Origin of the sequence: Paenibacillus sp. 19GGS1-52 (assembly GCF_022369515.1) — a bacterium.
Taxonomy (GTDB): Bacteria; Bacillota; Bacilli; order Paenibacillales; family Paenibacillaceae; genus Paenibacillus_AQ.
In genome coordinates, this window is record NZ_CP059724.1 from 5,196,635 (window position 1) to 5,213,896 (window position 17,262).

The window sequence follows — 17,262 nt, forward strand, 5'->3', positions numbered from 1 at the left end:
TCTAAGCCTCCTCCTTAATCAGAACACGCTGCAGAACGGTCACTATAAGGACGATGCCCAGCAGAACTACAGCCATGGCCGAAGCAAGACCAAGCTTACTATACTTAAAAGCCAAATCTACAGTCTGAATAACAAACGTGCCACTTCCGTTGGAACCACCGGTCATAACATAAGGAATTTCAAACACACCAATCGCGCCACTGACCGCGAGGATCAGATTTAATTGCAGGATACGTCTGATGCTTGGAAGAATAATATGTCTGAATTGATGCCATCGGTTGGCACCGTCGATATCGGAGGCTTCATAAATATCCTTGCCGATGGAAGAGATAGCTCCGAGAAAAATAATAAAGTTCATCCCCATATATCTCCACAGGGAAGCTCCCGCGAGCGAGATATTGATAAGCTTCGGATTCAGCAGCCATTTCTGCTGCAGGCTTTCCAGTCCAATCATCTGCAGGATCGTGTCCAGTGTTCCATCAGGTTTGAAGAAGAACAGGAAAATAAAGCCGATGGCTACACCATTCAGCAGCGTGGGGAAGAAGAGAATGCCTTTGAACAGATTTTTCATCCGAACATTAAAGCTGAGAATCGTTGCAAAATATAGGGCGAGTCCCATTTGGACAAAGGTGGCGAAGAAATAGTACAAACTGACTTTAAATACAGCAAAATACTCAGGTTTCGTAAAGATTGTCTTATAGTTGTCAAAACCTACATATTCCATCGTCTTGCTGAGTCCATTCCAATTCGTAAAGCTGTACTGGAACATTTTGATTACTGGAAGATAAGCAAAGGTGAATAGCAGCACTATTGGCACCAAAGAAAATAACAGTATAATAAGAATCCGTTGATTTTTATAGCTCATATCGGATAATTTGAACACTCTCCAACCTCCTAGGAACGCATACCTATAATTCCATTTAATCTAATTGAAAAATGAAGGGGAACATGCCATGTGGCATCTTCCCTTTCTTTGACTCTGGTTGTACTCTATTGAATATTATTGAGCTGTAATCTTAGCCCGTGCAGCTTTCCATTTGTCGTTCAGATCTCTCATGATATCATCATAGGATTCTTTTCTGTTGCCGATGGCCGCTTCAATAATAACTTTCTTGAAGTCAGGCTGCCAAAGACCGATTTCTGCTTCCTTATCAATCGCATCAACCCAGCCTTCTTCGCCGGCTTTTGCTGGAGCTAGAGTGTCAAAAGTTACATCCGTGCCGTCAAACTGTTTCAGGATTTCTGGAAGCTCTGCACCTTTAACTGGGCTCATACCGCCGCCTTCAGTTGTTGGATATCCGGATTCGTTAATGAACCAATCTACCCATGCTCTTGCTGCTTCTTTATTTTTACTGTGAATACTTACGCCCAAGTTATAATCATCGGACAGAGGTACAAGAATTTTGCTAGCATTGGTTGGGAACGGCATGAATCCAATATCATCAGGGTTTGTTGCAAGCCCTTTGATTTGACCAATGGCCCAAGATCCGAGCATCATTGTACCGATTTTACCGTTAGCCAGATCTGCCTTGGAAGATTCCCAGTCTGTTGTCGTCGGATCTTCTTCAATCAGGCCTTTTTGTGCGGCATCGAACAAGACTTTGTAAAGATCATAATGCGGTTGTCCTTTAACAAAGTTATCATCGGAAGCGACTTGACCAATGTTCACATAATCACGATCGCCAGCTACAGTAGCCAGATCGGCTTCCCACTGGGTCAGTGTCCAGCCAGCTGCATAGTTGGTATACAACGGCACAGCTTTAGTCTTGTCTTTAATAGATTGCAGTGCAGCCATGAATTGATCGATGGTTCTTGGAACTTCTGTAATACCCGCATCTTTAAATACTTGTTTGTTATAAATAACACCGGAGAAGTTGACGGTGATCGGAATTCCGTAGGAAATACCGTCAACAGTACGTTCTTCAAGACCCGTATATTGCTGCTCCAGATCGGAGATTTTGCCTAGAGGTTCAAAAAAGTCCGGAAGATCTTTAATAGCTACGCTTGTAGGCAGCAGCAGAACATCTCCATAATCTTTAGTGCTCATACGAATTTTGATCTGATCTTCGTAGGTGGCAAGTGCTTCAAAGTTCACTTTGACATCCGGATATTTCTCGTTGAATTTTGCGGCATAATCCTTGAATACGGTATCAACAATATCTGTTCTTTGGGTGATGACCGTGATATCTCCCTTAATATCCTTGGCTGCATCAGTTGGAGCGGTAGTTGCCTCCGTTGACGTTCCTGCATTCCCTGTAGTTGCTGCCGGTTCGTTGTTTGCATTGTTATTCGAGGAACAACCTGCAAACAAACTAGCCATGAGCGTTAGTGTCATTAATCCCATTGCTGTTTTGCTTTTGTTCATTTCTTGTACGACCCCTCTCATCAATTCAAATCCTGTTTTTAATAATAACAAATATAATAACTGTTATCATCATACTCTAAAAATAAAATAATTAAGTGCTTCTGAAATCGTATAATTATTTCGAAACTGTATGATGATATCGCTTACAAACACATTATAGATCTATTTTAAAGGTAAAACGATGGTTTCAATTGTTTTTTCTGGTCTTCAATTTGTTATTTTTGTTTTTATTATACCCAACATTTGTTATTATACATATTTAACTAGGCAAAAAAAAGAGAGCTCTCCGCCCTCCTGCTATAATCTGGACCCTTAGTCAAGGACACTTGAAAAAAGAGTGGTTTAGAACCATTAGGAAACTAACAATAGGTGATTCCTGTATTGAACAGGGGTCATCTTTTTTAAACCCCATTGATATCTGTGGTGGTTGTAATAACGGATATAGCGATCAATTTCAAACTGTAGCTCTTGTAAAGATCGGCAACTGCGGTGATCCACATGATCTTTTAAATGGCCGAAGAATGATTCTTGAGGGGCATTGTCCCAACAATTCCCACGCCTGGACATCGACTGACCTATCCCATACTTCTTCAGCAGTGCTTGGTAGGTTGGACTCGTGTAATGGCTGCCTTGATCGGAGTGGATGAAGACATCTTTGTGTAACTTCACACGTTTTTGTTTCATGAGAGCGTCAATCGTGTCCGTGGCAATATCTAATGTGAGCCGGTTAGATACGTTGTAAGAGAGGATCTCGCCCGTCGAGGCATCTAGCAGGGTCGATAAATACGCGATCTCCGAGCGACCATGCGGGAGATAGGTGATGTCGGTAAGCAACCCCAGACCCGGAATACCCTTTTTAAAATCCCTTTGCAGACGGTTTGGAAGGGTCCGATGTTCCTTCGTAGCCTTCGCCATACGCTTATAGGGGTTAGGTTTTCTATGCGGGCATACGATGTTGAATTTCTTCATAAGCCTGCGGATTTTCTTCAGGTTATAAAGGATGCCAAACTCGTTCTCTAGAACCATCTTGATAGAGCGCGAGCCCTTCTTGTATCCTCTTCGGTGGAAAGCCTTCTTGATGTAGTCTCCCGCTTTAGCATCTGAACGAGTTCGCTCCAAGCGTGTATCTGCGGAACCTAAGTAGCTATAGTATCCCGAACGAGAAACGTTAAGCAACTTGCAAATGTAGCCTGTCATACGTCCTAGACCTTGATCCACAGCGTTCTTAATGAGTTCGAATAACTTAGTTTTGCTTAGATTCATTCCTTTGGCTACCAGCAACCTTTCTTTCGTGTCTAGCTTTTTTAACAAATCGACTTGAGATTCGAGCAGTCTAATCCTCGCTTCTTGCTTTGCAATGACTTCATCCGGGGATAGCTCCCGCTGCAAAGGACGCCCAGTGGCTTCCTTTCGAGAGTCGGATAGTCCTACAATCCCTCCTTGTTCATAGGCTTTCTTCCAGCGGTCAGCAGACTGTTCGATTCGCTTCATACCCATTACACTCACGTTAAATCCGTGAGCTTCGAAGATCTCTCTTGGGGTTTTGCCTGTCATGTATTGGTCAATAAATAACTGCTTAAATTCATCCGCATAGGTTATCGCCTTGTCACTCACTCTAACGACGTATCTGTTCTTTGACATCTGTTCACGTTCTTCTTCTGTAAATCGCTTCTTACTCATTTAATCCCCTCCGCTGTTCTTTCAGTATACAAAAAGGTACCCACAGCTTGAACACCTTTTTTTAAAGTGTCCAGTCTATGGGTACCAGTGTACTAAAAACGGCTTCCTATTATAAAGCCTATATTTAAACTATCTATTCATTTCATTTTTGGCTTGTCTGTAACCGCTCTTGTAATCTTTGGGAGTCATGCCGCACATTTTCTTAAACAGCTTATTAAAATAAACGGGATCACTGTATCCGACCTTCTCTGCTATTTCATAATTCTTCAAGTCAGGCTGCTCTGTCAGCAGCTCTTTGGCCTTGGCAATACGAATTCCAATCAGATAATCCGTTATCGTCTGGCCGGTTTTGAATTTGAATAATCGGCTGATGTAGCTCGCATTCATACCAACCGTGTCGGCCAAGCGCTCCAGCTCAAAATTCTGCCCGTATTCCTTCTCCAATATAATCTTAGTCTGCTCGACAACATAATGTTCTCCGCCTTCAGCTGCCTGGATCACTATTTGTTCACGCTCTCGCTCCGGTGGCTTCTTCTTCTTCTCCTCGTCTACTCTCTTGAGCAGTTCATATAATTGTGTCTTATCAATCGGCTTCAGCAGATAATCAAGCACACCATGCCGTATCGCCCGCCGCGCATATTCGAATTCGCTAAAGCCACTCAGTACTGCGATAGAAACATTCTTCATGCTCCCTCTAACCTGCTCAATGAGTTTGAAGCCATCCATTCTTGGCATTTTGATGTCAGTGATCAGCAGATCAATATCTTCTGGACCTAATTTCGCCAGATGCTCCCAAGCCTCCTGACCGTTTCCATACGATCCGATTACTTGAATTTCCAAATCCATTCTGGAAGCAATCTTCGCAAGGCCTCTGCGAATGACCTCTTCATCGTCCGCAATCATGACTTTAATCATTTGAGAATCACCTCCAGTTGTAGTATTCCGCCCAATGAATACGCTATCGCACTAATTATAGACTTCAAATTTTCATTAGCAAATGTGCTGTGTTGCTCTTTTATAGTCTTGTATTTACTTTACGTATTTCCTCCTTGAAATCAATCTCAAAAAAGTATATAACTAAAGTGTATTGTTATTATTAAATAACAAAATAATAATAACAATATAACAAAATCCCTTTCATTAGTCTTCTAACATACTCTATCAAAAGTGAGGGTTACCAATGTCATTGCAGAATGAATATATCGGAGGTATAACCTGGGGCTTCATGGGCAGACGTGGGACATGGAGTACTGACGAGGCTGAACGCTCTATGGAGTTAATGTCCTCGGTCACTGGAGCTAACTGGACGGCGATTGCCTTTAGTGCCCTTCAGGCTACTCCGCAAGCTACGGAAATTCCTTATTGGGAAGAACCAACAGTTAGCGATGAAGAGGTAAAGCGGGCCATTGGAAAGGCCAAGTCACTTCAGCTTAAGGTATGCCTGAAGCCGATTGTAAATTGTGCGGACGGCACTTGGCGCGCCCATATCAACTTTTTCGATAAGGATGTTCCCTGCGAACCTAAATGGTCCCAGTGGTTCAGCTCTTATACTAACTTTATCTTGCACTTTGCTGCTATCGCGGAAGAAACCGGCTGTGAGATGTTCTGCATCGGCTGTGAACTAGTGCAAGCAGACAGACGAGCAGAGGAATGGCGCACTTTGATCGCAGAAGTCCGCAAAATCTACTCCGGTACAATCACCTACAATTGTGACAAGTATCAAGAGGACAATGTAACGTGGTGGGATGCACTCGATGTTATTTCCTCCAGCGGTTATTATCCAGAGCACGACTGGGAAGCCCAGCTTGACCGAATTGAGGCAGTGGTACAATCATACGATAAACCGTTCTTTTTCATGGAAGCCGGATGTCCGAGCCGCATCGGCAGCGCAGCCATTCCTAATGACTGGAGTTTAAAGGGCGAACCAAGTGAAGAGGAGCAGAATCGTTTCTATGAGGCTATGTTCCGCAGTTGTGAAGCTAGAGAATGGGTTCAGGGCTTTATGCTCTGGGATTGGCCTGCTCGTCTATATCCAATTGAGGAAGCCGCACAAAATGATGATTACTGCATGTATGGCAAGCAAGCCGCTAGCCTCATTAAAGATTACTTTACCACCAAGACCAAATAAGTAAGATAAAGGAGTGAACTTAACAACAATGAATAATCCCTCTGAACTATGGCTATCCCAGCTTGAGAAGGAACTGCAGGACAATATTCTTGGCTTCTGGATGAAACATACAGTAGATGAAGAGCATGGTGGCTTTATCGGTGAGATCGATAACAAGCTGAACATTATTGCCGGAGCCGAGAAAAGCCTTGTACTTAACGCTCGGATTCTGTGGACATTTGCGAGCGCTTACCGTTTATATCAGCTCCCAGAATATCTAACTATAGCGGAACGCGCCTACGCCTATTTGCTGGAGCATTTCACCGATAAAGAATACGGCGGGTTGTTCTGGATGGTTGATGCTTCGGGTTCACCTTCCCAACCCAAGAAGCAGATCTACGGCCAAGCCTTTGCCGTGTATGCCCTAGCGGAATTCTATCATGCAACCGGTCGTCCGGAGGTTCTGGAGGAAGCGATTCAGCTGTTCCATATTGTTGAGAAATACGGCTATGATCCTATTTATAAAGGTTATATCGAAGCCCTCTCACAGGATTGGCAAATGACGGACGACCTCAGCCTCAGCACCAAAGACATGAATGAGAAGAAGTCGATGAATACACATCTTCATGTGCTGGAAGCTTATACCGGACTTTACCGGGTCTGGAAGTCGGAAGAACTGCGCGACAAGCTGGCTGAGCTGATTGAAATGATGCTTGAGCATATCATTGATGATCAAGGACAACACTTTCATCTCTTCCTAGACGAGGAATGGAACGTCAAGTCTGACCGCATCTCTTATGGTCATGATATCGAGGGTAGTTGGCTGTTGGTAGAAGCTGCTGAAACGCTTGGAGATAAGGAATTGCTTCAGCGGGTGCGCACAGTGGCCATCTCGATGGCAGAGGCGGTTCTCGCTGACGGCGTTGCTGGAGACGGCGGAATATGGAATGAGGCTGACCACAACGGCCTAATCAATAAAGAGAAGGATTGGTGGCCGCAAGCTGAAGCCGTTGTTGGCTTCTATAATGCCTATCAGCTGACAGGTGAATCCAAGTTCGCAGATGCAGCTAGAGCTGCTTGGACTTTTATTGACACCTATATGGTAGACCACAAGCTGGGTGAATGGTACTGGGGTGTAGATGAGAATCTGCAGCCGATGGCTCACGAACCCAAAGTAAGCGCTTGGAAATGTCCTTATCATAACAGCCGAGCCTGCTTCGAAATGATTCATCGATTATCATTAATTACAAAGGGGAACTGACAATGACTTCAGTATTTCAAGCACGCAAACAACAATTAACCGAAAAATATGAGGCTTTGATCGAACGCAAAAATGAGAAAGTGCCTTTCAGCAATGGCACTTATGACCGTTATCAGCATCCACTGCTTACAGCAGAGCATGCACCACTGATCTGGCGTTATGACTTCAATCCGGATACCAATCCGTATTTTGCCGAAAGAATCGGTGTGAATGGTATCTTTAACCCGGGAGCCATCGAGCTTAACGGCAAATTCTATATCATTGCTCGCGTTGAAGGCAATGATCGGAAGTCCTTCTTCGCAGTCGCTGAAAGCGACAGTGGTGTAGACGGCTTCCGCTTCTGGGATCACCCAGTCGTACTGCCTGAGACCGAAGTGCCTGATGTTAACGTCTACGACATGCGTTTGGTCAGCCATGAGGATGGCTGGATCTATGGCTTGTTCTGCACAGAGCGCAAAGATCCGGCAGCGGCGCACGGCGATCTCTCTAGTGCAGTAGCCCAGTGCGGAATTACCCGCACGAAGGACCTGAAGACTTGGGAGCGTCTGGCCGACCTGAAGACCGGCTCCGCACAGCAGCGCAACGTTGTACTGCACCCTGAATTTGTTGAAGGAAAATATGCCTTCTACACCCGCCCACAGGATGGTTTTATCGACGCTGGTTCAGGCGGCGGTATCGGCTGGGGACTTTCTGACACCATTGAGGATGCAGTAATTTCAAGTGAAAGCATCATGGATGAGCGTCACTACCACACCATCAAAGAAGTGAAGAACGGCCAAGGACCTGCTCCAATCAAAACTGCACAAGGCTGGCTGCACATCGCTCATGGCGTACGGAATACAGCTGCAGGCTTGCGCTATGTCCTCTATGCCTTCCTGTCTGATCTTAAGGAGCCTAACAAGATAACTCACTCCCCAGGCGGCCACTTCATTGCCCCTGATGGTGAAGAACGTGTCGGCGATGTATCGAACGTTGTATTCTGCAACGGTGTGATTGCCCGGGACAATGGTGATATCTATGTGTACTACGCATCCTCTGACACCCGCATCCATGTGGCTACAACCACTGTTGATCAAATGCTCGATTATGTGCTGAACACACCTGAAGATCCACTTCGCTCCTATGCTTGTGTGCAGCAGCGGATATCTTTGATTGACCGGAATTTGCAGCTGTAGACTGAAGTCATTCACTTTAATCTACTTTCAATTACAAAGCTAGCCTTCCATTCCGCTTATAAAAAAGGCGTTCCTCCAGCTGCGACCAGCTGGGAGAACGCCTTTTTTCTTCTACTCTCCAACCTATTCTTAGCTAGAAAACCATCTCATGCTCGGGTAGGTGTCCCCTGATGGAAGAACATTTGCCAGCCATTCTCACCAAATTTCCAAATTGAACTGCGCAAAGTATGCTGCAACGATTTCTCATTGAATATTCGATACGTGGTTAATACCGCCTCTTCGGACAACTGATGAATTTCAAAATGGCTTAATGTCATTCTAACCACGCCTATACCCCCTTCACTTATCCCCTCATATTTATGCCATACGTGACCAGAACTTCCATATTCAAAAAAATCGTCTGCCAATAACTTTGAAACTTCTGCCGCGGAAGTACGAATTTCTGGCTTCAACAGCCTTTCCTCCAACTCACGCAAATGCTCCTTTAACGAAAATTCATGCTCCACGTTTATGCCCCACCTAGAACTCAGATTATTAATCTCCCTCTATGTTCAGATATATCTACCTCCACCTATGGCTGTTTAACAATGGGAAATTCAGTTTAAAAATAAATCATTAAATATTAGAACTCTATGGAGGTATGAATATTATGTTCAAACGTATGGATGAAATCATGATCGAAATCCCGGAAGTAGAGAAACCAGATCCTAATGCTGCAGCTGCTATACAAGAACTGTTAGGCGGGAAATTTGGAGAAATGTCCACACTGAACAATTACCTCTATCAATCTTTTAATTTTCGTTCAAAGGAAAAGCTTAAGCCATTCTACGATCTGGTGATGAGCATAACGGCGGAAGAACTTGGTCATGTCGAGCTAGTATCGCATGCTATCAACAAATGCCTGAGAGGTTCAACCGACTATAAACAGCCGGACAATACCCCACTTGGTTCGGTCAAAGATGCGAGACTGTCTTATCACTTCTTGGCTGGTGCTCAAGGTGCAATGCCGTTCGATTCCATGGGTAATCCCTGGACCGGAGCTAATGTGTTTAACAGTGGAAATTTGGTGGAAGATTTACTGCATAACTTTTTTCTTGAATGTGGAGCCAGAACACATAAGATGAAAGTATATGAAATGACGGATCATCCGGCGGCACGCGCAGTAGTTGGGTTCCTACTTGTCCGTGGTGGAGTTCACGTTGTTGCATATGCCAAGGCACTAGAAATAGCCACAGGCGTTAATGTAACTAAGTTGGTACCCATTCCTTCCTTAAGCAACAAGTCATTTACCGAAGCCAAGAAATATGAGGAAAAAGGTGTTCATACGAAGCTGTACACATGGAGTGACAGCGACTTTAACTCGATCGATCAGATCTGGAAGGGAACGCATCCTGAAGATAATCTTCCACTTGAAGTCATCCAAGGTGCTCCAAAAGGTTTCCCGATTCCTGATGCGCCTGCAGTCAAAGAGGAATTCGCCCCCGGAATCTCCGCAGAGGAGTTTAAAGAAATCGCCAAAAGGCTGAAAATGGCTGGGAATATTAAAGAGTAATCAGATAGAGTAGTTATATATAGGAATAACTTCTGAAAAGCAGTCTCTTGGATTATCAGGAGCTGCTTTTTCATACCCTCTTTAGTCTTCATCTTTATTGTTCTCTGCCTTTATTCAACAGCGAGCCTTAGCTGTACATTGTGCAACTATTAAGCCTTATATCACTCTAATAATGGATTTAGTTGTATATACAATTAAATCTAATCATATGGCGAAATTGAATGATTTAACTGCATGAAGTGCAGCTAAACTCTGGTTAGCACATGCTAGGTACATGGAAAATGGCGTGATTGGTGTGTTGGATTAGCTCCGCGGTTCAGCCACAGATTCGCGGTGTACGATATCAGCGGAGATGAGGATCTTTTCCAGGGGTGCAGAGGGATTATGAATACGACTCAATAGCTTTTCTACCGCTGCATGGCCCATCGCTTCTTTGGGTACATGGACCGTTGTGAGTGGGGGCACCCCTCGTGAGGCATCCTCAATATTATCAAAACCGGTGACAGAAATATCGTCTGGAAGGGTGAATCCTTCTTCCTTTAATACCTCGCTAACTGTAAGCGCGATGGAATCATTGGCACAGATTAGAGCTGTCGGCAATGTCTTTGCTTTTTTCCTTTTGTTGATCCAATTCTTAAATTCATCACGGAATGTTCCATCGTCCATACCTTCCAGAAACAGCATCTCATCATCTTCCATCGGCAACCTCATTCCGCTCTCTTCAAGCGCACTGCGAAAGCCGATCCAGCGGTCACGAAAGCTGCGCGAATAACGGATATTGCCGATAAAATGCAGCCGTGTATGCCCGGTACCCATCAGATGATTGCTCAACCTGGACATAGAATCCACGTTATTGGCAAACACGGTATCGCTCGGGATTAACGGGTCCTCATGATCGATCAGAACCATCGGCAGACCGATCCGGTGTACCTCCAGCAGTAAGGAAGTAGAAATTTGACCTACCCCCACCAACCCAAGAATTCCATTTGGATTCAGTATATTCACAAAATTGTCTGCACGATGCTCTGACACAATAACCATACCAAGCCCTTCACTATCCAGAGCAAGCGCGATGCCATCCACGATCTTTCCCCAATAGAGAGAGTCCTGAGTCTGGGAACGGATATTAGGCATAAGAACAAGCACCGATTGCTTGTTACGGTCACTGCCTACTCCCTGCGTGGTACGCTTTATACTTTGGACGTACGCGTTCTTTTGCGTGAAATAGCCTAGCTGTGAAGCCGCCTGAATGACCCGCTCTCTGGTGGTTTCGTTGACTCCGTCTTTGCCGGACAGCGATTTAGAGACAACAAACTTGGACACGCCGAGATGATCGGCTATTTTTTGCATCGTAACCTTTTTAGCCATATGTAATTACCTCCAAAATTCTCTTGAATTCTATATCTCAGAGCGTAGATGATTACTGCAGCTCCACCCGCGCTTCCTTCCACTTCGCATTCAATTCGTCAAAAGATTTCTGCAAATCCGGTGCAGCAATGAGCTCCTGAATATAATCTCCCGACCAAAAGGATAGCTTCGCTCGGTTCGCCATTTCGATGAAAGCATCACTCTGCACGGTAGCCTCAACTAGTTTAGGCTGATAGGACATGAACTCGCGGTATTGCGGCAAAGAGGGCTCAGCTGAACTGTCTGCAGGCAGAAAACCCCAATCTGCTATATATGAGGTCTCTTTCACAAAAAAATTCAGCCAGGCCATAGAAAGCTCCTTGTTCTTACTGTACTTGCTGACTCCGATGAACCAATCCGGATTGAGTGAGACATAATGTGTACTGCTGTTATCATAAGGAAAAGGGAAGAAACCAATATCGTCCGGTGAAGCCCCCGCGTCAAACTCCTGGCGGATCGTCCAATTTCCTTGCAAATACATGCCCACCTCGCCTTTGGCCAGCTTGGTCTTGGAGATCTCCCAATTGTTCGAGAATAGCTGATCCTCCACGTAGCCTTTTGCTATCATTGTTCTGGCAATGGAAAGTGATTTTCCCCACTCATTGTCTAGTTGCCAAGGATTATCCTGGCCTACCATATTATTGAGATACTCGGCGTTCCCGGTCATATAGTTAACCAGATTATTGCCCCATTCCCGCAGTGGCCAGACGGCTCCATAATTCATATACAGCGGCGTTATTCCGGCCTGCTTCAGCTTAGCGCAAGCTTCATAGAATTCATCAAGCGTTCTAGGGATTTCGAGAATGCCTGCTTGTTCGAACGCCCGTTTGTTGTAGACAATGCCACTAGTAGTAGTTCCTGTAGACAGCCCATACCTTTTACCGCCGTATGTAGCAAATGTAGTAAAGCGTTCATGGGCAGACGTAGCTTCATCCAGCGGCTCGAAGAAATAATCCAATTCCTTCGCTGGCAGATTAACAGGCAGCAGCAGTACATCACCGGCATCTCTTGTGGACAGGCGTACCAGAATATCTGTTGCGTAATTGGAGAGGCCTTCAAACTCCACGTTGGCTTGCGGATATTTTTGTTTGAACTGGTCCACATAGCCCTGAAAGGTTCCATTCTCAATCAGATCGATCCGGTTCGTCAGCATGACTATATCGCCCGTCAGACTGGATGTTCCTTCGTCTACGGTTGGAGACGGTGTAGATGCTACCTGTTTGGCATTCTGGCTATCACAGCCTGTCGCCAGCAGGAAGAGCAGCACTAGCACTGTAGTACAACGTATTCTTATCCCCTTCAAGTGGACAATCCCCTCTCATTCTCTGACTCTTTTCATCCCAACATAGGTTCCGTTTCCAGCAGCGGTAGAGACAGGATAACATCTGTACCGTTTCCAGGTTCGCTGTATACCTTAATGCCATATGCCGCTCCATAATGAAGCCGTACACGCTGATGCACATTTTTCATGCCGATTCCCCCGATGATACTTTTCTTCGGTGGGCTTTCCTTCTCCATAGCGGTATTAAGCTTGTCCAAGGTAGCCGCATCCATACCGCATCCATCGTCTCGGATATGAAAAAACAACATATTCTCTGTATACTCACATTTGATGCTTAGATGCATCTGCAACTTGCTGTCATCCAGACCATGGTATGCGGCATTCTCAATAATGGGTTGAAAGACCAGCTTAATAATAGAATAATTGTCGAGCTCCTTCGGAACATCGATCTGCAGCAGGAATCGGTTAGGGTAACGGCAGTTAAGCAGTTCCACATAATTGCGTACATAACCGAGTTCCTGCTTCATCGTTGTTCTGCTAGTTACATCGCTTGTGCTATAACGAAGCAGCTTGCCAAGAATAGAGATCATATCAGCGGCTTCGATATCATCATTGAGTTCAGCAGTCATCCGGATCGATTCCAGGGTGTTATAGATAAAATGTGGATTGATCTGACTCTGCAGCGCCTGCAGCTCTGCTTCCTTCTTCTGCTCTTCAATCTGATAAATATCCTGAATCAGTTGCCTGATGCGGGCCAGCATTCGATTGAACTGATGCCCTAATAGGCCGATTTCGTCCCGCCGTTGGACTCTAAACGTCACATCAAGGTCACCACCCTGCACCTTTTTCATCAGCTGAATCATTTGTGTGAGAGGTTTGGTCAAGGCAAAGGATAGGATAATCGAGATCATAAGCGCCAACACAATAATACTCAACGTAGCAGCAAGCGTTACATTGCGGGTTACCTTCACGTCCCGAGTCAGTTCATCAACCGGGATGGAGATGATCACCTTCCAGTTGGTTTTGGTCGAACTAGAATATATATTTAGCCGTTCTTCGTTGTTCACAGTATCGTAGAAGCTTCCGGCAATTCCCGCGGCCTTCTGAAATAGCTCAGAATGAGAAATATCCGTAGTGAGCAGCGATTTATCACTGTCATAGACCACTTTGCCTTTCTCATCAACAATCAGCGATTTGCCGTGGGTTACGTTATCCAGCTCGGTGACCTGGTTCTCCATGTTGCTAATATTGGCTTCCACTGCGATCAGTCCAATTGGATTCCACAGTCCATCAACAATTTTACGAACTACGGTAAACGCATAACGGGTACTCTGTAGATTACTCGTATACGCCTGAGTACCGAACAACAGTGCTTCTCCATTGGAATCTTTGGTCTGCTCACTCCAGAACTTATAGCTCTCTTTCAGATCAAGGCGTACCCCCCATCCTTGGCCGAATAATATCCATTGCCATACCCATCAAAAATGTAAACCGAGTTCGCACCGCTCTTGATATTGTTAATAAAAGAGATATTCCCTTCGATTCCTCGCTGGATGGACAGCAGTAAATCGAAATCACTTGGAGACAACGAGGCGCTGCCTTCACTTCCATCCATCACACTTTTTTGCTCATAGTAGTGGTTCGAACGGATTAGATTCTGCTTAATATCATTTACATAGGCTGGCATTGATGAAATACGCTTCATATCCTCAATATAATCATCTATCCCATCCATCATTTGATCGATTAATTTCTCCGAGTAAGCAATGGTATTCCCTTGGATAGACCCCGAATAACTTTTGTAGGTGATTACACTTATGAAGGAAAGCGGGAGTGTAATAATAATTAAAAAAACGAGGAGTAGCTTGCGTTCCATGCTCATGTCCGCAATTATGGACCACCAGCTGAAATTACGTTTAACTTTCATTGGATCTTTCTCCTCAAGGCAATTTTACCTAACTTGTTATCAAATCATAACAAATACCTAACAAAATTATTATACGGGGTAGTGCTTCATTACACAACAATAAACCGCTTCTTCACGAGGAAGAAGCGGTTTATTGGGCACAACTAGCTAACAATAACTCCCGTTAGTTATATTAAATAGTGAACAGTGATAGCTTGTCTTTCAATTGACTAGAAGCACTCTCAAGCTTGCCGGACAATGAAACGAGATGATCACTCACATTTTGTTGCTCGTTGCTGAGTGAAGCCACCTCTTCCGACGTCGCCGATGATTGCTGAGCTACCGCACTGACATTACCCATTGCTTCAGATAATATACCCTGCGAATGATTCAGGCTGCCAATCGCTGTTGTCACTGACTCCAGACTCGTAATGAAATCATTCATCTGCCCTTTTACGGATATAAAGATATCACTAGTACTCTTAACAGAGCTGATCTGCTGTTTAAAGAGCGGTGCGACCTCTGACAACGCGGCTACGGTAAGGTTCATTTCCTCCATAATTTTATCTGTAATACCAGCGACAAGCGCAATAGACTGTTTGGACTGATCAGCCAGCTGCCGGACTTCGCCTGCAACCACCATAAAGCCCCGTCCTGCTTCGCCTGCTCTTGCAGCTTCTATTGTCGCATTCAGTGATAAAATATTGGTCTGCTGCGTGATGTTCTTCATAACATCCAGCACCTTGATGACCGAGAAGACCGTTTCCTTCAGATTATTAACCCGCTCTACAAGAGCACCCGTCATTTCTCCGGTACGGCCTGTCTGATCGAGCAGCACTTCCAGCTGTAATGCTCCCTGTCCACTGGCTTCTCCTACGCTACGTGCAGCTTCGTCCATCTCTGCGTTAGCAGAAATCACAGTTTGCATTTGAGTTCCGATCAGATCTGTTAGATCGCTGCCACGTTCAGCCTCAAGTGCCAAACTGCCTGCTCCATTGGCAATCTCTTCCGTTGCTGAAGCAATTTCCCGCGCGGATATCGCTGTCTTGCGTGAAGCATCGCCAAGTTCGCCTGCGGTCTCAAGCACTTCGCGGGCGGTTTCCGTCGTCTGTGATACAAGTTCTGTAATACGTCCCATCATAATATTAAATGAAGCGGATAATTGGCCTATTTCATCAGAGGATGTATATTCCGTGCGTACGCTTAGATCGCCCTTTGCACCCTCAACCATCAAATCCTTTAGACGGGCCAATGGACGTGCGATCATGCGTACCATCCAGATTCCAATCAGAACAGCCAACAGCGCAGCTGCGCCAGCGGCAATAAAGGTTGTCATCAGAATCGGTGCTGCTGCCTTCACGAGTTGATCCGTAGGAACTACACCTGCCAGCTTCCAATCGGCTTTCTGCATCGGATTAAACACGGCCAGTAGAGCTTTCCCATCAACATCCGTTGTCTCTTGGCTGTTGCTGTTAGCCTTGCTATCCTTAATGAAACCATATACCGATGGTTTACCATCCGATTCGGGAGCATTAGAGGCTACTACCGTTCCATCTGCTGTGACCAGCTGAATATGGGAACCATCTCCCAGCTTGACGCTTGTGAAGGCATCCTCCAGCACTTTATTCTTCATCTCAAGCAGCACCACATAACCTGTGTTTTCTCCGAGATTCTTGAGCGAGCGCACCATGGCAACGTTCTTCTCACTATTGCCTTGAACGGCTGTCGAGAACCAATAGTTCAGGGCACTTTTCGCTTCTTCTGAATAATAAGGTTGATAATCTTTTGTATTTGCCACTACCTGTTTATACCAAGCCTGATCTCTTATGCCATCCAGTTCAAGAGTAGAGCTGCCACTTGTAATAATATCCAAGTCAGGGCTTTCAGGCACTAGTGTAATGCTAACTATATTAGAGTCCGCTGTTGTCTGGCTGGTAAGCTTCTTGCTGATTGCGTCCGTAGCTACAAATTTATCGTAATTGCTTGTTGCTGCCTTCAACTCTGACAGTTGCCCTTGCACCTGTGGATCGAAGAACATCTGCAGTGCCAGATTCTCATACTGCTTAAGCATAATATCCAGCTTCTCAGAGGTCTGAATAATGGTCTGGCGGTTAGCCTCTGATACATTATCCTTGATCGTATTCTTTGCTTTCGTGTAAGACAAGACGCCAAGCGCCATTACTACGATAACGATTGAGCATAAAAAGATCAGAAAAAGCTTCACTCCAACCGATTTCACTGGATTGACTTTCTTCATCTGCCCTACCGAGCCACGAAGCGTATTTTTATAGTCTATCTGTGATATCTTTCGAAACCCCTTTTTCAACTTATCATTGTTTACTGTAGGCACTTTGCCCTTAGAGTTAGTCTCTGTTTCCTGTACTATCGCCGACTTCTCATTTTTCTTAATCACGCTAATCCTTCTTTCTTTCTTCTCTTCCTTCTTACTCTCCTGTCTAGGAGTCGCCATTAAGATCACCTGCCAGTTAGTTTAGAGGATGTATGTAAGCGTTAACTAGAATATATA

General features: G+C 44.9%; 14 protein-coding genes. 4 read left to right on the forward strand and 10 right to left on the reverse strand.

Annotation, left to right across the window (positions count from 1 at the left end; translation table 11 throughout):
- Position 1: 1 nt before the first annotated feature.
- The 4 genes from H1230_RS24090 to H1230_RS24105 form a co-directional block, all read right to left on the reverse strand.
- Positions 2-883, reverse strand: coding sequence for a carbohydrate ABC transporter permease (locus H1230_RS24090; protein ID WP_239712385.1), 882 nt, complete (start codon positions 881-883; stop codon positions 2-4).
- Between the two features lie 117 nt (positions 884-1,000).
- Positions 1,001-2,365 (reverse strand): extracellular solute-binding protein, encoded by a 1,365-nt coding sequence (locus H1230_RS24095; RefSeq protein WP_239712386.1) that lies wholly within the window; start codon positions 2,363-2,365, stop codon positions 1,001-1,003.
- A 351-nt stretch (positions 2,366-2,716) separates the two neighbouring features.
- On the reverse strand, positions 2,717-4,045 hold the full coding sequence (locus H1230_RS24100) for an IS3 family transposase (protein WP_239712333.1): 1,329 nt from the start codon (positions 4,043-4,045) through the stop codon (positions 2,717-2,719).
- Positions 4,046-4,174: 129 nt separating this feature from the next.
- Positions 4,175-4,960: a response regulator transcription factor gene (locus H1230_RS24105; RefSeq protein WP_239712387.1), complete on the reverse strand. Its 786-nt coding sequence runs from the start codon at positions 4,958-4,960 to the stop codon at positions 4,175-4,177.
- Between the two features lie 265 nt (positions 4,961-5,225).
- Here H1230_RS24105 and H1230_RS24110 point away from each other — a divergent pair, with 265 nt between their 5' ends.
- Genes H1230_RS24110 through H1230_RS24120 form a run of 3 tightly spaced genes read left to right on the forward strand, consistent with a single transcriptional unit; the run spans position 5,226 to position 8,588 of the window.
- Complete coding sequence (locus H1230_RS24110; protein WP_239712388.1) at positions 5,226-6,173, forward strand: glycoside hydrolase family 113; 948 nt, start codon at positions 5,226-5,228, stop codon at positions 6,171-6,173.
- Between the two features lie 28 nt (positions 6,174-6,201).
- Positions 6,202-7,413: an AGE family epimerase/isomerase gene (locus H1230_RS24115; protein ID WP_239712389.1), complete on the forward strand. Its 1,212-nt coding sequence runs from the start codon at positions 6,202-6,204 to the stop codon at positions 7,411-7,413.
- Between the two features lie 2 nt (positions 7,414-7,415).
- Positions 7,416-8,588, forward strand: coding sequence for a glycoside hydrolase family 130 protein (locus H1230_RS24120; RefSeq protein WP_239712390.1), 1,173 nt, complete (start codon positions 7,416-7,418; stop codon positions 8,586-8,588).
- Between the two features lie 146 nt (positions 8,589-8,734).
- Here the strand turns inward: H1230_RS24120 and H1230_RS24125 are convergent, their stop codons facing one another.
- Positions 8,735-9,094: a nuclear transport factor 2 family protein gene (locus H1230_RS24125; RefSeq protein ID WP_239712391.1), complete on the reverse strand. Its 360-nt coding sequence runs from the start codon at positions 9,092-9,094 to the stop codon at positions 8,735-8,737.
- Positions 9,095-9,237: 143 nt separating this feature from the next.
- On the opposite strand from H1230_RS24125, the gene H1230_RS24130 reads away from it, so the two are divergent.
- Positions 9,238-10,140: a manganese catalase family protein gene (locus H1230_RS24130; RefSeq protein WP_239712392.1), complete on the forward strand. Its 903-nt coding sequence runs from the start codon at positions 9,238-9,240 to the stop codon at positions 10,138-10,140.
- Between the two features lie 303 nt (positions 10,141-10,443).
- Here the strand turns inward: H1230_RS24130 and H1230_RS24135 are convergent, their stop codons facing one another.
- The 5 genes from H1230_RS24135 to H1230_RS24155 form a co-directional block, all read right to left on the reverse strand.
- Complete coding sequence (locus tag H1230_RS24135; RefSeq protein ID WP_239712393.1) at positions 10,444-11,508, reverse strand: LacI family DNA-binding transcriptional regulator; 1,065 nt, start codon at positions 11,506-11,508, stop codon at positions 10,444-10,446.
- Positions 11,509-11,560: 52 nt separating this feature from the next.
- Positions 11,561-12,850, reverse strand: coding sequence for an ABC transporter substrate-binding protein (locus tag H1230_RS24140; RefSeq protein WP_239712394.1), 1,290 nt, complete (start codon positions 12,848-12,850; stop codon positions 11,561-11,563).
- Between the two features lie 32 nt (positions 12,851-12,882).
- Positions 12,883-14,196, reverse strand: a complete 1,314-nt coding sequence (locus tag H1230_RS24145; protein ID WP_239712395.1) for a sensor histidine kinase — start codon at positions 14,194-14,196, stop codon at positions 12,883-12,885.
- 56 nt (positions 14,197-14,252) lie between these two features.
- Positions 14,253-14,756, reverse strand: coding sequence for a hypothetical protein (locus H1230_RS24150; RefSeq protein ID WP_239712396.1), 504 nt, complete (start codon positions 14,754-14,756; stop codon positions 14,253-14,255).
- A 172-nt stretch (positions 14,757-14,928) separates the two neighbouring features.
- The gene (locus tag H1230_RS24155) at positions 14,929-17,205 is read right to left on the reverse strand and encodes a methyl-accepting chemotaxis protein (protein ID WP_239712397.1); all 2,277 of its coding nucleotides are present in this window, start codon (positions 17,203-17,205) and stop codon (positions 14,929-14,931) included.
- Between the last annotated feature and the right edge of the window lie 57 nt (positions 17,206-17,262).

Bases quoted from the DNA above. Each gene is read 5' to 3' on its own strand.
- H1230_RS24120 (WP_239712390.1), top strand. From the start codon at position 7,416: ATGACTTCAGTATTTCAAGCACGCAAACAACAATTAACCGAAAAATAT.
- H1230_RS24115 (WP_239712389.1), top strand. From the start codon at position 6,202: ATGAATAATCCCTCTGAACTATGGCTATCCCAGCTTGAGAAGGAACTG.
- H1230_RS24130 (WP_239712392.1), top strand. From the start codon at position 9,238: ATGTTCAAACGTATGGATGAAATCATGATCGAAATCCCGGAAGTAGAG.
- H1230_RS24135 (WP_239712393.1), bottom strand. From the start codon at position 11,508: ATGGCTAAAAAGGTTACGATGCAAAAAATAGCCGATCATCTCGGCGTG.
- H1230_RS24150 (WP_239712396.1), bottom strand. From the start codon at position 14,756: ATGAAAGTTAAACGTAATTTCAGCTGGTGGTCCATAATTGCGGACATG.
- H1230_RS24105 (WP_239712387.1), bottom strand. From the start codon at position 4,960: ATGATTAAAGTCATGATTGCGGACGATGAAGAGGTCATTCGCAGAGGC.
- H1230_RS24095 (WP_239712386.1), bottom strand. From the start codon at position 2,365: ATGAACAAAAGCAAAACAGCAATGGGATTAATGACACTAACGCTCATG.
- H1230_RS24110 (WP_239712388.1), top strand. From the start codon at position 5,226: ATGTCATTGCAGAATGAATATATCGGAGGTATAACCTGGGGCTTCATG.
- H1230_RS24100 (WP_239712333.1), bottom strand. From the start codon at position 4,045: ATGAGTAAGAAGCGATTTACAGAAGAAGAACGTGAACAGATGTCAAAG.
- H1230_RS24155 (WP_239712397.1), bottom strand. From the start codon at position 17,205: ATGGCGACTCCTAGACAGGAGAGTAAGAAGGAAGAGAAGAAAGAAAGA.